Origin of the sequence: Stenotrophomonas sp. TWI377 (assembly GCF_039674525.1) — a bacterium.
Lineage (GTDB): Bacteria > Pseudomonadota > Gammaproteobacteria > Xanthomonadales > Xanthomonadaceae > Stenotrophomonas.
In genome coordinates, this window is the sequence record NZ_JBDJNT010000011.1 from 37,755 (window position 1) to 51,984 (window position 14,230).

The 14,230-nt window shown below is 67.2% G+C and carries 15 protein-coding genes and 3 tRNA genes; 13 read left to right on the plus strand and 5 right to left on the minus strand.

The features are described 5' to 3' along the window. Positions 1-99: 99 nt before the first annotated feature. Positions 100-1,530, minus strand: a complete 1,431-nt coding sequence (locus ABE546_RS11010; protein WP_346463696.1) for a sugar porter family MFS transporter — start codon at positions 1,528-1,530, stop codon at positions 100-102. A gap of 328 nt (positions 1,531-1,858) precedes the next feature. Between ABE546_RS11010 and ABE546_RS11015 the strand changes: the two genes are divergently transcribed. Both ABE546_RS11015 and fdxA read left to right on the plus strand, forming a co-directional pair. Further along, a complete protein-coding gene (locus ABE546_RS11015) occupies positions 1,859-2,767 on the plus strand; it encodes an SMP-30/gluconolactonase/LRE family protein (RefSeq protein ID WP_141058678.1) in 909 nt (302 codons plus the stop codon). A gap of 204 nt (positions 2,768-2,971) precedes the next feature. Continuing rightward, complete coding sequence (gene fdxA, locus ABE546_RS11020; protein ID WP_137189155.1) at positions 2,972-3,295, plus strand: ferredoxin FdxA; 324 nt, start codon at positions 2,972-2,974, stop codon at positions 3,293-3,295. A gap of 181 nt (positions 3,296-3,476) precedes the next feature. On the opposite strand, the gene ABE546_RS11025 is transcribed toward fdxA, so the two are convergent. Together ABE546_RS11025 and dapA are read right to left on the minus strand one after the other, a co-directional pair. Beyond that, a complete protein-coding gene (locus tag ABE546_RS11025) occupies positions 3,477-4,001 on the minus strand; it encodes a hypothetical protein (protein ID WP_313212562.1) in 525 nt (174 codons plus the stop codon). Between the two features lie 26 nt (positions 4,002-4,027). Then, positions 4,028-4,921 (minus strand): 4-hydroxy-tetrahydrodipicolinate synthase, encoded by an 894-nt coding sequence (gene dapA, locus ABE546_RS11030; RefSeq protein WP_313212567.1) that lies wholly within the window; start codon positions 4,919-4,921, stop codon positions 4,028-4,030. Positions 4,922-5,084: 163 nt separating this feature from the next. Between dapA and ABE546_RS11035 the strand changes: the two genes are divergently transcribed. The 10 genes from ABE546_RS11035 to ABE546_RS11080 all read left to right on the plus strand — a co-directional run bounded on the left by ABE546_RS11035 (position 5,085) and on the right by ABE546_RS11080 (position 11,005). Continuing rightward, complete coding sequence (locus ABE546_RS11035; RefSeq protein ID WP_019183297.1) at positions 5,085-5,645, plus strand: glycine cleavage system protein R; 561 nt, start codon at positions 5,085-5,087, stop codon at positions 5,643-5,645. 78 nt (positions 5,646-5,723) lie between these two features. Further along, complete coding sequence (locus ABE546_RS11040) at positions 5,724-6,203, plus strand: peroxiredoxin (RefSeq protein ID WP_176989669.1); 480 nt, start codon at positions 5,724-5,726, stop codon at positions 6,201-6,203. 81 nt (positions 6,204-6,284) lie between these two features. Next, positions 6,285-7,682 carry a PhoH family protein gene (locus tag ABE546_RS11045; RefSeq protein ID WP_313212561.1) on the plus strand — a complete coding sequence of 466 codons (1,398 nt, stop codon included), beginning with the start codon at positions 6,285-6,287 and terminating at the stop codon, positions 7,680-7,682. 23 nt (positions 7,683-7,705) lie between these two features. Then, positions 7,706-8,185: a hypothetical protein gene (locus tag ABE546_RS11050; protein WP_346463760.1), complete on the plus strand. Its 480-nt coding sequence runs from the start codon at positions 7,706-7,708 to the stop codon at positions 8,183-8,185. Between the two features lie 30 nt (positions 8,186-8,215). Next, positions 8,216-8,887 (plus strand): YoaK family protein, encoded by a 672-nt coding sequence (locus tag ABE546_RS11055; protein ID WP_346463698.1) that lies wholly within the window; start codon positions 8,216-8,218, stop codon positions 8,885-8,887. 43 nt (positions 8,888-8,930) lie between these two features. Beyond that, a complete protein-coding gene (gene thiD, locus ABE546_RS11060) occupies positions 8,931-9,740 on the plus strand; it encodes a bifunctional hydroxymethylpyrimidine kinase/phosphomethylpyrimidine kinase (protein ID WP_346463700.1) in 810 nt (269 codons plus the stop codon). After that, the gene (locus ABE546_RS11065) at positions 9,737-10,576 is read left to right on the plus strand and encodes an alpha/beta fold hydrolase (protein WP_346463702.1); all 840 of its coding nucleotides are present in this window, start codon (positions 9,737-9,739) and stop codon (positions 10,574-10,576) included. Before thiD ends, ABE546_RS11065 begins: the two co-directional genes overlap by 4 nt. A gap of 62 nt (positions 10,577-10,638) precedes the next feature. Next, positions 10,639-10,715, plus strand: a tRNA-Arg gene (locus ABE546_RS11070). A 54-nt stretch (positions 10,716-10,769) separates the two neighbouring features. After that, positions 10,770-10,846, plus strand: a tRNA-Arg gene (locus tag ABE546_RS11075). Positions 10,847-10,928: 82 nt separating this feature from the next. Beyond that, positions 10,929-11,005: transfer RNA gene (locus ABE546_RS11080), tRNA-Arg, on the plus strand. A 145-nt stretch (positions 11,006-11,150) separates the two neighbouring features. Here ABE546_RS11080 and ABE546_RS11085 read toward each other — a convergent pair. Both ABE546_RS11085 and ABE546_RS11090 read right to left on the minus strand, forming a co-directional pair. Beyond that, positions 11,151-12,296 (minus strand): alpha/beta fold hydrolase, encoded by a 1,146-nt coding sequence (locus ABE546_RS11085; RefSeq protein ID WP_346463704.1) that lies wholly within the window; start codon positions 12,294-12,296, stop codon positions 11,151-11,153. A 155-nt stretch (positions 12,297-12,451) separates the two neighbouring features. Then, positions 12,452-13,378, minus strand: coding sequence for a LysR family transcriptional regulator (locus tag ABE546_RS11090; RefSeq protein WP_346463706.1), 927 nt, complete (start codon positions 13,376-13,378; stop codon positions 12,452-12,454). 140 nt (positions 13,379-13,518) lie between these two features. Between ABE546_RS11090 and ABE546_RS11095 the strand changes: the two genes are divergently transcribed. Beyond that, the gene (locus tag ABE546_RS11095) at positions 13,519-14,220 is read left to right on the plus strand and encodes a pirin family protein (RefSeq protein ID WP_346463708.1); all 702 of its coding nucleotides are present in this window, start codon (positions 13,519-13,521) and stop codon (positions 14,218-14,220) included. The last annotated feature ends 10 nt before the right edge of the window (positions 14,221-14,230 follow it).

Sequence of the window (14,230 nt, forward strand, 5' to 3'; positions counted from 1 at the left end):
GGGTCAGGGCGTGCGGCGCCTGCCCTGCCAGGCCCGGCTCGGGGAGTGCACCCCCCGACCCGGCAAAGCGCCCCGCGACGAGGATGTCGGAAGCGGCGCTCACCCCTCCATCTGCTCCAGTTCCTTGCCCTTGGTCTCCTTGACGAAGCGCAGCACGAAGAACACCGACAGCACCGCGGCCACCGTATAGATGCCGTAGGCCCCGGCCAGGCCGATGCTGCCCAGCAGGACCGGGAAGGACACGGTGATGGCGAAGTTGGCCGTCCACTGCGCCGCGCCGGCCACCGCCAGCCCCGAGCCGCGGATCTGGTTGGGGAACATCTCGCCCAGCATCACCCACATCACCGGGCCCCAGGACATGTTGAAGAAGATCACGTAGACATTCGCCGCCACCAGCGCCAGCACGCCCATGCTGTCGGACAGCTGCAGCTTGCCGCCGGCATCCAGCGAGCCGCTGGCGAAGGCAAGGGTGACCAGCGCCAGCGAGATCGCCATGCCGACCGAGCCGACCCACAGCAGCGGCTTGCGGCCGATGCGGTCGATCAGCACCACGGTGACCAGGCAGGCACCGATGCTCAGCGCACCGGACAGCACATTGATCAGCAGCGCGTCGTTCTCCGAGAAGCCCACCGCCTGCCACAGCACCGCGCCGTAATAGAAGACGACGTTGATGCCGACCAGTTGCTGGAACACCGCCAGGCCGATGCCGATCCAGACGATCGGGCGCAGTTTGCCGGTGGTCTTGCTGATCAGGTCCGAGAAGGTCGGGCGGTGCTGGTCCTGGGACAGCGAACCCTCGATCTCGGTGATCTTCGCCTGGGCCTCGGCCGGCCCGTACAGACGGGTCAGTACCGCCAGGGCCTGGTCACGGCGCCCTTTGACCACCAGGAAGCGCGGGCTTTCCGGGATCACCAGCAGCAGGCACAGGAACAGCAGCGAGGGAATGGCCTGCATCCAGAACATCCAGCGCCATGCCGCCTGGCCCAGCCACAGGGACTCCGTGGAGGCGCCGGCCGCCTTGGCCAGCAGGTAGTTGCTGAGGAAGGCACAGAACAACCCGCTGATGATCGCGATCTGCTGCACCGTGGCCAACCGGCCGCGGTACCGGGCCGAGGCCACCTCGGCAATGTAGGCCGGCGACATCACGCTGGCCGCGCCGACCGCGAACCCGCCGATCACCCGGGCGATGATGAACACCGTGGAGCTGTGCGCCGCACCGGCCCCCAGGGCCGAGAACAGGAACATCACCGCCGCGATGATCAGCACGCCGCGGCGGCCGAGCCGGTCGCCCAGGCGGCCGGCGAAGAACGCACCGATCGCGCAGCCGAGCAGCATCGAGGCGACCTCGAAGCCGATCCCGGCCGAGCTGGACTGGAACGTGTCCTTGAGGCCATCGACGGTGCCGTTGATCACGCCGCTGTCGAACCCGAACAGGAAGCCACCGATGGTGGCCACGCAGCTGATCAGGATGATGAAGCCGGTGTTCTCGCCGCTGCCGGCACGTGTACTGCTGAGCGAAGCACTGGTCATGGGAAACCCTGGGTTGAAGGGACGCTGCGCACGACCGCAGCAGGGACGGATGGCGCAGGTTCTCATACCTTCCGCGCCGGCTGGGCGGCGGCGGGTGGTCCCGGACCTGGCGGCGGCCCGCGGCGGCGTGCGCGCATCGCCGCGCTCGACCACCGGTTGATCACCGACGCCCTCCACTGCGACCATGCCCGCCTGGCCGCCCTGCCCACTCCCGGGCGTGGCGCGGCATTGTCGAGGAGCGCCTGCCCATGCCCATGTTCGTTCGCCCGATCGCCCCATCCCGCTGTGGCGCCACGCCGATGGTGCGGATGCCCACCGGTGCGTCGCAATGAGCCTCGAACGCGCGCCGGCCACGCTGGCGGTGGACAGCCGCTGCACCCACGGCGAGGGCGTGCTCTGGTGCGACCGGCGGCAGAGCCTGCTCTGGATCGACATCGCCGAACGTCGGCTGTGGCAGCACACGCCGGCCAGCGGCAGCACGCGCCACTGGGTGTTGCCGGACCGCCCCGGCTGCATCGGGTTGTTCGACGATGGCACGCTGCTGGTCGCATTGGTCAGTTCGCTGCACCGCGCCGACCTGGCTGCCGCCACCGACGATGCGCTGCCGCTGCAGTGGCTGGCCGATGTGGACCCACACAACGCATACACGCGCAGCAACGATGGCCGCGCCGACCGTCACGGCAACTTCGTGTTCGGCACGATGAACGAACACCCGGCGCGCGCCGCCGATGGCCGTTTCTATCAGTACTCCAGCCGCCACGGCCTGCGCACACTGCCGCTGCCGGGCATCGTGATTCCCAACGCGATCAGCTTCAGCCTGGATGGCCGCACGCTGTACTGGTGCGATTCGGTGACGCCACAGATCATGGCCTGCGATTACGACCCCGAGCGCGCCAGCACCGCCAACGTGCGTGTGTTCGCCACGTTGGCCAACCGCGCTGCCGAGCCCGACGGGTCGGCGGTGGACGCCGACGGGCGGGTCTGGAACGCGCAATGGCGCGCCAGCCAGGTGAGCTGCTATGGCGCCGACGGCACACTGCTGCAGGTGCAGCCGGTGCCGGTCAAGAACCCCACCTGCGTTGCCTTCGGCGGCCCCGACCTGCGCACCTTGTACGTGATCAGTTCGCAGCTGGACCACACGCCCGAGGCGCTGGCCGCAAGCCCGCATGCGGGCAGCCTGTTCAGCGCGCGCCAGGACCACCCCGGTCTGCCGGAGAGCCGGGTCCACGTGGCCTGACCGGTTGCGGGCCGGGCATGCACCGGGCGGTTGGCCAGCGGTGGCGCACGTTGACAGGGAAGCGCCGCGCATCACCCGCAACGCCTTGTTGCACAAGGGCCACCCGCACTTGATCAGGTATCGAGGCGCGCTGTCTGAGCACGCCACGCCAGCATTCAGCCACAACCTGTTCTAGAATTGGTCGGCTTAACGCCGGATTTCCCCATGCCTTTCGTCGTCACCGAAAACTGCATCAAGTGCAAACACACCGATTGCGTGGAAGTGTGCCCCGTGGATTGCTTCCACGAAGGTCCCAACTTCCTGGTGATCGACCCGGATGAGTGCATCGATTGCACCCTGTGCGAACCGGAGTGCCCGGTCAACGCGATCTTCCCCGAAGACGACGTGCCCGCCGGGCAGGAAGCGTTCGTCGCCCTGAACGCCGAGCTGGCCAAGGCCTGGCCGGTGCTGACCGTGCGCAAGGACCCGCCCGCCGATGCCGGCGAATGGGACGGCAAGCCGGACAAGCTGCCCCTTCTGGAACGCTGAGCCGCGGCATGTCGCAAACGAAAAAGGGCGCCTAGGGCGCCCTTTTTGTTTCCCCAACCGGATCCCCGGTAGTGCCGGCCGCTGGCCGGCTGCCCTTCGCCCCAACGCCGTCAGCGTCAGAGCCGGGCAAGCACGCGATGCATGCCTGCCCGGCCAGCAACCGGACCTACCGCAGGCCTCCTTACGGGGCCAGCTTCGCCTTCAGCTCACCCAGCAGCTTGGTCGGGGCCGCCGCGGTGGCCGGCAGGCCACGCGGGTCGACGGCCGACACATAAGCGCCGGCATCGACGGCGACCACGCGGACCAGGAAGTCGCTGCCTTCGAAGGCCACGTCGTAGGAACCCAGCAGCTGGGCCTTGCTGGCGATCTTCACGCCTTCAACGGTCTCCAGGGCGGTACCGACCTTGGCGAACACCTCTTCCTTGGTGCCCGGCACGGTGAAGCCGGCATTGTTGGCGGCCGCCGGGTTCGCGGCCGGGGCCGGGCGCGCCGCCTGCGAGGCCAGCGAGGAGCTGGTGGCAGCGGTAGCGGCAGCCTGGCCGGCCGGGACGTTCAGATCCGGCGGCACTTCCAGCGGGCGCACTTCCGGGGCCAGGGCGTAGTCGCCCTTGGCGCCGCGCTTGAAGCAACCGGTGGTGCCGACGAGGGTGGCGGTAGCCAGGATCGCGAAGGACAGCACGCGGAAGGCGGAAACGGATTGACGCATGGGAATCTCCTGGGTGACCACTGACATCAGTGGTTGGATAGTGCTTCCAGCGCACCGATATCGGTGGCCAGGTGTTCGGCAGCGGCGTGATGGGCCGCGGACAAGGGCAGCAGCGGCAGGCGCAGGCCATCACCAATGCCGATCCGGCGCAGCAGGTCCTTCACCGGGATCGGGTTGGACTCCACGCCGCAGAATTCATGGAACGGCTCGAGACGGGCATCCCACGACTCGGTCGCCTCGCGTTCCCCGGCTGCCGCCAGGTCGCACATCCGGCGGTAGGCGCCCGGCAGGGCGTTGGAGCCCACCGAGATCAGGCCGTCCACGCCGGACAGGATCGAACGCGCGGCCGTACCGTCGTCACCGCTGAGGATGGCGAAGTCCGGCGAACGCAGCGCCAGCAGGGCATTGACGCGGCCCACATCGCCGACCGCCTCCTTGATGCCCACGATGTTCGGGTGCCGCGCCAGTTCGGCCACGGTCTCGGGCAGCATGTCGCAGCCGGTACGGCCGGGCACGTTGTACAGGATGACCGGCAGGCCGCCCTGGTCGGCCACCGCGCGGTAATGCGCGATCAGGCCGGCCTGGGTCGGGCGCACGTACGGCGGGGTCACCACCAGCGCATGGGTCGCGCCGCTGGCAGCCGCACGACGGGTCTGCTCGATCGTTTTGGCCGTCCCCGACAGGCCGGTCCCGGCCAGTACCGGGATGCGTCCGGCGACGGTTTTGACCGCACTGCGCAGCAGCTGGTCGTATTCGTCGTCGGACAGGGCAGCGGCTTCACCGGTCGAACCGGCCACCACCACCCCGTGAACACCACCCTCCAGTTGCAGGTGCAGCAGGCGCTGCCAACCGTCGGGATCCAATGCGCCGTTCGCCTGGAAGGGCGTCGCCAGCGCGGTGATGAGACCGGAAAGGGACAAGGACATCGTGCTCGGAAGAAAGGGGGCACCAGGCCTGCGTAAACGCCGGCCAGATGTACGTTGCATGTTACTTGCGGGTCGAAAGCGCGGGCAAGTATGCTGGACTCCGGCGAACGTGCCGTCGCCGGCCGTTCAGACTCACCTTGCATCACCCGGAACCCTCTTGACCGACACCACGCCGCGGCCTGCGCCGACCGAAAACCACCTCCTGATCAACGCCTATACGACGCATCCGGAGTCCCCCCTGCTGCCTGTGACCCGGCGTATCGCCGACAGTGGCTGCAATCTGGTCGATGCCCGCCTGGCCACGGTCGGGCGCGACGTGTCCGTCACCGCCCTGGCCACCGGCTCGTGGGACTCGGTGGCCAAGCTGGAGGCGATGCTGACCCGGCTGGAGCGCGAGGAAGGCCTGAAGCTGGTCTGGTACCGCACCGGTGCCAAACAGGCGCAGTCCAACCTGCTGCCCTACATCGTGGAAGTGATCGCCGCCGACAAGCCGGGGATCCTGTTCCAGCTGGCCGATTTCTTCGACCGCCAGGGCATCACCATCGAAAACCTGCAGAGCACGCGTTACCGCGCGATGCAGACCGGTGCGGAAATGTTCTCCGCGCAGGTCACGATCGGGGTGCCGGCCAACATGCACATTGCCGCGCTGCGTGATGATTTCCTCGAGTTCTGCGATCACCTCAACCTCGATGCGATCATGGACCCGATGAAATTCTGATGCTTCGCGCGTTCGTCACGGGCGCGCGGGGTTTCATGCAGTTGTAGTAGATCTACCCCAGGATCCGGAAAGGAACCCATGAACGACGGCGACACCCTGGACAGCACCACCCTCGCACTGCCGCTGGCGTTGTCCGGCGGCGAGACCACCACCCTCGGCGATCTGGCCGGCCAGTGGCTGGTGCTGTACTTCTACCCCAAGGACAGCACCCCGGGCTGCACCACCGAGGGCATCGATTTCAACGCACTGCTCCCGCAGTTCACGAAGGCCGGCGCCCGCGTCTTCGGGGTCTCCCGCGATTCGGTCAAATCCCACGACAATTTCTGCGCCAAGCAGGGCTTCGCCTTCCCGCTGATCAGCGATGGCGATGAAGCGCTGTGCACCGCGTTCGACGTGATCAAGCTGAAGAACATGTACGGCAAGCAGGTGCGTGGCATCGAGCGCAGCACCTTCCTCATTTCGCCGGACAGTCGTATCGTGCAGGTGTGGCGCAAGGTCAAAGTGGCCGGCCACGCAGACACCGTCCTTGAAGCCCTGAAGGCCGCGAAAACCCAGTGATCAATCCGGCACCCCCAATGGTCATCACCCTGCCCCGCAGGTCGTGATGGCTTGTCCCTGTTCTGCCACCAGGAATTGACGATGACCCGAGGCAAGCGCATCTACGTACTGGATACCAACGTGCTCATGCACGATCCGACCGCGCTGTTCAAGTTCGAGGAGCATGATGTCTACCTGCCGATGCAGGTGATCGAAGAGCTGGACAACGGCAAGAAGGGCACCACCGAGGCCAGCCGCAACGCGCGCCAGGTCAGCCGCTTCCTCAATGAGCTGGTGCAGGCCTCGGGCCTGGACAACCTGGCCGACGGCATCCCGCTGCAACGGCCGAACGGGCTGCAGCTGCGCGGCAAGCAGAGCGTAGGCCTGCTGCGATTCCAGACCAGTCATTTCGATGCGGGCAAGAGCTTCGGCGCGGTGATTCCGGACAACGCCATCCTCGGCGCGATCCTGGCGCTGAAGGAACAGGTGCCCGAGATTCCGGTGGTGTTCGTCTCCAAGGACATCAACCTGCGGATCAAGGCCGCGATTGCCGGCATCGTCTCGGAGGATTACGAGAACGACCGCGCACTGGACGATTTCAGCCTGCTCTACACCGGCGCCACCGAACTGCCGGAAGACTTCTGGAAGAAGCACACCGACAACCTGCGCAGCTGGAGCGACAAGGGCCGCACCAGTTACGAAATCATCGCCAGCGAAGACGAGAGCTGGCACCCCAACCAGTACGCCTACCTGCCGGGCGACGATGAAGTCGAACTGCGCGTGGCCAAGGTGGACGGCGACAAGATCACGTTGTCGCTGGTCAACGATTTCCGCCACGGCAGCCATGCGGTGTGGGGCATCAGCGCGCGCAACCGCGAGCAGAACTTCGCGCTCAATGCGTTGATGGACCCGGAGATCGATTTCGTCACCCTGCTCGGGACCGCCGGCACCGGCAAGACGCTGCTCGCGCTGGCCGCCGGCCTGGCCCAGACCATGGACCAGCAGCGCTACCGCGAGATCATCATGACCCGCGCCACGGTCAGCGTCGGCGAGGACATCGGCTTCCTCCCCGGTACCGAGGAAGAGAAGATGACCCCATGGATGGGCGCGCTGACCGACAACCTGGAAGTGCTCACGCATACCCAGGAAGGCGGCGCATGGGGCCGGGCGGCGACCAACGACCTGATCGCCAGCCGGATCAAGATCCGCTCGCTGAACTTCATGCGCGGGCGCACGTTCCTGTCGCGCTATCTGATCCTGGATGAAGCGCAGAATCTCACCCCCAAGCAGATGAAGACCCTGATCACCCGTGCCGGCCCGGGCACCAAGATCGTCTGCCTGGGCAACGTCGAACAGATCGATACCCCGTACCTGACCGAGACCACCTCGGGCCTGACCTACGCGGTGGACCGTTTCAAGAACTGGCCGCACAGCGCGCACGTGACGCTGCGCCGTGGCGAGCGTTCGCGCCTGGCCGATTACGCCTCGGAGGTGTTGTGAGCCGTTCCCTGTCCCGTGCCGTCCTGCCGCTGGCGCTTGCTGCGCTGGCGGCCGCCTGCACGCCTGCCAATACGCGGCCGGGCGCCAGCGTCCCGACCGCGATCAAGACCGGCCAGTCCTGGGTGGTGACGCGACCGATCGTCGCCGCCCAGGTCCTCGATACGTGCTCGCGCGACAGCCCCGGTCGCGAGGCCGGGCGGGTCACCGGTTACTGGGCCCCCAGCCGCAAGGACGTGGAGCAGCTCGAGGCCGCCTTGCCGACTTTGGAGGCGCAGGTGCCCAAGGCCGCCGATTTCGATCGCCAGTACGTCGGCATCGAAATGAACGCGCGCAAGCTGATCTACCTCAACGCCTTCCATCTGCCTGACGATGCCGATATCGATCCCGCGCGCGATGCGATCCGGGTCTGCGATGGGGGCGCGCAGTTCTGGGGCGCGGTGTTCGATCCGGCCAGCGGCCGTTTTTCGGATGTGCAGTTCAACGGCCCGCCCGCGGGTCGTTGATCGCGCCGTGACCACCACCACGCACGCCGGATGAGCATCCGGCTGCCCACCTGGGTCTGGATCGGGGCGATCGCCCTGTCCTGCGTCGCCGGGATGGTCAACGTGGTCGGCTTTCTCGGCTTCGAACACCAGGCCGTGAGCCACATGACCGGCACCACCAGCCAGCTCGGGATGGCACTGGCACAGCACGACTGGCGCGTGGTCGGGCACCTGTGGGGACTGCTGATCGCGTTCTGCGTGGGCGCCACGCTCAGCGGCGTGATCATCCAGGACAGCGGCCTGCAGCTGGGCCGACGCTATGGCGTGGTGCTGGCGCTGGAATCGCTGTTGCTGCTGGTCGCGATCCCGTTGTTCAAACAGCAGCAGATCTGGGGCGCACTGGCCGCGGCGATGGCCTGCGGCCTGCAGAACGCGATGGCAACCACCTTCAGTGGCGCCGTGGTGCGCACCACCCACCTCAGCGGCATGTTCACCGACCTGGGGATCGGCCTGGGCCACCTGCTGCGCGGGCTGCCACTGCCAATCCGACGGCTGACCCTGAGCGGGTTGATCGTCAGCGGCTTCCTGGCAGGTGGCGTGATCGGCGCCCTGTTGTTCCTGCGCTTCGGCTACGACGCCCTGCTCGCCCCGGCACTACTGACCGGCGGCACCGGGCTGGGCTATGTGCTGTACCGGCAGTGGGCATTGCTGCGGGCGCGCTGACAGCGCGACAGCAATGCCGCGACAAACATTGCACAATCGGGATATGACGCCTTCCAGCCCCGTTTCCGCCTTGACCATCGCCGGTTCCGATTCCGGCGGTGGTGCCGGCATCCAAGCCGACCTGAAGGCCTTTGCCGCCCACCGCGTGCATGGCCTGTCCGCGATCGCCGCGCTGACGGCGCAGAACACCCGCGGTGTTACCGCCGTGCACGTGCCGCCACTGGACTTCCTGCAGGCGCAGATTGATGCCTGCTTCGCCGATTTCGATATCCATGCGGTGAAGCTGGGCATGCTGGCCAACGCCGAGGTGATCGGACTGGTCGCCGACGCACTGGAAAAGCACCGCCCACCGCACGTGGTGCTCGACCCTGTGATGGTCGCCACCAGCGGCGCCAGGCTGCTCGAAGCCAGCGCGCTGGAGGCGATGCGCACGCGCCTGATCCCGCTGGCCACGCTGCTGACGCCCAACACCCCCGAAGCCGAGCTGCTGCTCGGGCGCCGCATCGTCACCGCCGAGGATGCCGAGGATGCCGCCGACGCGCTGCTTGAACTGGGCGCCGGCGCAGTCCTGCTCAAGGGCGGGCATCTGGACGAAGGCAGCCGCGTGATCGATCGCTACTTCGACGGCGTGACCCGCGAAGAATTCATCCATACCCGCCTGCCGGTGGATGCGCACGGCACCGGCTGCACGCTGGCCTCGGCCATCGCCGCGCAGCTGTGCCAAGGGCTGTCATTGCCCAACGCCTGCGAAGCGGCCATCGACTACGTCGCACGCGGCCTGCAGAGCGGTTATTACCCGGGCCGCAGCGATGTGCTGGTGATCGACCATTTCGGCGCGGCACGCCCGGCATGATCGACGCCTCGCCTCTGCCCGTGCAGGCCGAGGACGGCCATCGCTTCGAACTGCTGGCGCGCGTGCCCACACAGCCGCGCGCCTGTCTGCTGTGGTTGCCTGCGCTGGGCGTGGCCGCGCGCCATTACCTGCCCTTCGCCGAGGCGCTGGCCGCACGCGGCGTCGCGGTGTACCTGCACGAGTGGCGTGGCAACGGCAGCAGCAGCCTGCGCCCGTCGCGCACGCAGGACTGGGGCTATCGCGAAATCCTCACGCAGGACCTGCCTGCGAGCCTGGCGCGGTTGCCTGACGAGGGGCTGACGCCACTGATCATCGGCGGCCACAGTCTTGGCGGTCAGCTGGCCTGCTGCTTCGCCGGGCTGCATCCACAGCGGTTCGCGCGGGTGTGGCTGGTCGCCAGCGGCACGCCGTACTGGCGCACCTTCCCGGCCCCGCGCGGCTGGACGCTGCCGCTGGTATATCGCTTCCTGCCCTGGCTGGCCCAGCGCCAAGGGGTGCTGCACGGCAAGAAGCTCGGCTTTGGTGGCACCGAGGCGCGCGGGTTGATCCGCGACTGGTCGCGCGTGGGCCTCAACAATCACTACGCGGCCGCTGGCATGGCGACCGACCTGGAGGCCGCGATGCGCGATCTGCGCGGCCAGGCGGCCGCCGTGGTGATGGACCACGACTGGTTGGCACCGACGGGCTCGATGCAGGGCGTGCTGGCCAAGATGCCGGGCATGCGTGCGCAGCTCAGCGTGGTCAGTGCGCAGATGCTGGGTGCGCGTGCCGATCACTTCGCCTGGATGAAAACGCCGGAAGCCGTGGTGGAGCAGCTTCTTCGTTCATTTGAATGAAGACCTTCACAAAAACCGTTGACGAATGCGACGCCGATCCGCATAATTCCGCTCCTGTTGACGCGCCCGTAGCTCAGTTGGATAGAGTACCTGGCTACGAACCAGGCGGTCGGGAGTTCGAATCTCTCCGGGCGCACCATCAACAGGGTATCGATTTCGCCGTCGGTATCAGCAGTAAAAATTCGATGTAAATGCGCCCGTAGCTCAGTTGGATAGAGTACCTGGCTACGAACCAGGCGGTCGGGAGTTCGAATCTCTCCGGGCGCACCATTACATCGAACGGCAAGCTTGCTTGCCTTCCCGTCGAACGTGGCAACACGCGCGGCAGGACACACAACCAGACAATGCAAATGCGCCCGTAGCTCAGTTGGATAGAGTACCTGGCTACGAACCAGGCGGTCGGGAGTTCGAATCTCTCCGGGCGCACCATTGCATCGACGAAAACAGCAGCCATCGGTTGCTGTTTTTTTTTGCGTGGGTGCCGGCTGTCACCCGGTAGTGCCGGCCGCTGGCCGGCTCTCATGAATGCTGGACGATCGCGTGGAGCCGGCCAGCGGCCGGCACTACCAGGAGGTCATCCCTGCGGTGCGTGGGCCTGGGCTGCCTGCATCGCCATCAGATCCGCTTCGCCCGGCAGTTCCGGCGCCGGGCAGCCACCACCGGCATGGGCGTCGTGCGCCAGCCAGTCATCCACCACACCGCCCAGCAGATCCACGCGCAGCGGCAGGGTGATGTGGTCTTCGCCCCGCATCTCGATGTAGTGCACGCGCGGGCTGGCGGCGGCCAGGCGACGGCCCTGCCCGACCGGCACATGCTGATCGTCCTGGCCGTGCAGCAGCAGCACGCAGGTACGGCTGTCGGCCAGCGCGCGGGTGACATCGACGCGGTCCAGGTCCAGATCCAGGCGCTGGCTGGCCGCGGCGATCACCTGGTCGATATCCTGCCCACCGTAGCGCCAGCGCCCATAGGCGGCCATGGCCTGCGCCTTCCACGCGGTCGGCTGCAGCGACATCAGGTGCGGGATCATGCTGCGGATCGCATCGCCGGCATTGGCGAAGGATTCCATCGCCACCACGCCGGTGACCTGGTCGCCGAGCTTGTCGGCGGTGAACAGCGCGGTGGCGGCGCCGTAGGAAACGCCGAACAGATACAGCGGCCCGACCACCTCCCCGCGTGCCTTCAGCGCAGCGATGACATCGACCACATCATCCGATTCGAACGTCCCGTAACCGGACGGGCCGGCGCCGGAATGCCCATGATTGCGCAGGTCGATGGTGACCACGCGATAGCCTGACTGCGCCAACTGCAGCGACCACGGCAGCATCGCATCACCGTTCATCATCCAGCCGTGCAGCAGCACCACCGTGCCGCGCGGTGCCTTCGGCTGGAACGGGTGCGGCAGGTCCAGCGCCATGCCGGTACGCAGCGGCTCGCCGTTGTCATGGTGCTGGGGCAGGTACTGGTAATGCAGCCCGTACTGACCCGGGTCGAACGCACGCCAGAAGATCGGCACGCCGGCGCGGCCGGTCACGAGACCGTGCCGGTTGGGCACACTCTCAACCGCTTCGGCGATGCGCGGCATGTCCAGCAGCGTGGATACGCCGCCGGGCGCGATCAGCCGATCACTCAACGAGGTCGAGGCGGCGGTGGAGGTCAAGGAGGAGCAGGCAGCCAGCCACAGGCCAGCCCCGGCCAGCAGCAACAGCAGCAAGCGCTTCATGGGCAGAATCGGAAAAACCAGACGAGTCGCGCAGGGTACTGATCACGTCAGCGCCGCTCTATCGCATCCAGATGACCATCCGATGACAGCCAAGCCAGCATTCAGCTTGAACGGACGGGCAGCGGCATCGCCGCAGGCCCCTGCCCGGCCTGCGATCAGCCCAGCCAGCCTTCCATGGTGGGCCACCAGCCATCCAGCACCTCCGGGCGCTGCATGCGCTCGCGCCACCATTTCAGCGCGGCCCCCTCCTCGCCAGTCCGCCAGGCCAGCCAGAACGTCTCGTCCGGCTTGGGCTCCTCAACCTGCCTGATCACCAGCCGGCCCTGCGCCACCGCCCGCTGTACGTACGGCTCGGGCAGGAAACCGAAACCAAGCCCGGCACATTGCAGGCGGAACTTGCTGACCATGTCCGGCACGGTGACGGTCTCCTGCCCCATCAGCAGCCCGACCGTGCGCGGCAGCAGCCGCCGCGCCGAATCGGCCACGGCGATCGCGCAGTGGGCGGCCAACGACTCACGGCCCAGCGGCTCGGACGCGGCCGCCAGCGGATGCGAGGGCGCCACCGCGAACACGAAACGCACCACGCCCATCGGCTCGACCACATAGCCCCCGCCGCTGGGGCCCTCGCCCGCCGCGCCGACCAGCAGGTCCGCGCGCCGGTCCAGCAGCGCCTCCCAGGTACCCGACAGCGATTCACTGATCAGCCGTATCCGGGTCTGTTCGGCCACCGCAGTGAACGCGCGCACGTCCTCGGCCAGCAACGCCGGCACGAACATCGAGTCGACCGCCACGGTCAGCTCGGCCTCCCAGCCGGAGGCAACCCGCCGCACCCGCATCTCCAGCTCCCGCGCCGCCCGCAGCAGATGGCGCCCCTCTTCCAGCAGCGCCTCCCCGGCCGGGGTCAGGTGCGCACGCGGCCCGACCCGGTCGAACAGCTGCACGCCCAGGTCCTCCTCCAGCTTGGAGACGGTGTAGGAAATGGTCGAAGGCACCTTGTGCAGGGCCTTGCCGGCCGCGGCGAACGAGCCCCGGCGGTCGATGGCATCGAGGATCTGCAGGGCGTCGAGGCTGAGCTTGAGCATTCGAATTTTTCGATGATGGCTTGCAAAACTATCCGTTTTTCAAGCCGGCGGAGCAAGCGGATACTGGCCGCAACAGGAAAGGGGACGGCAGCGACCGACCCGGACCCCCATCGAAACCATCGAACACCCAGGAGATTCCCATGCTACAGATCCGCAAGAGCAACACGCGTGGCAAGGCCGACCATGGCTGGCTGAACTCCATGCACACCTTCTCCTTCGCCAACTATTACGACCCGCGCTACGTCAGCTTCGGCCCGCTGCGGGTGATCAACGAAGACCGCGTCCAGGGTGGCCAGGGCTTCGGCACGCACAGCCACAGCAACATGGAGATCATCTCCTACGTGCTCGGCGGCGCGCTGGAACACAAGGATTCGATGGGCACCGGCTCGGTGCTGCGCTACGGCGACGTGCAGCGCATGAGCGCCGGCAGCGGCGTCAGCCACAGCGAGTTCAACCACTCGGCCAGTGAGCCGGTGCACTTCCTGCAGATCTGGCTGTTCCCCGATCAGGAGAACATCACCCCGAGCTACCAGGAAACGCATTTCGCCCCGGAGACCAAGCGCGGTCAGCTGCGCCTGATCGCCTCACGCGATGGCCGTGACGGCTCGCTGCTGATCCACCAGGACGCCAACATCTACGCCACGATCCTGGACGGCGACGACCGCGTCAACCTGCCACTGGCCCCGCGCCGCGGTGCCTACGTGCAGGTCGCCCGCGGGCAGCTGCAGGTCAACGACATCACCCTGGCGACCGGCGATGCGCTGCAGGTCAGTGACGAGGCGCAGCTGACGCTGGAAAACGCCAACGACGCGGAAGTCATCGTGTTCGAGCTGGCGCTGTAAACATCCGGCC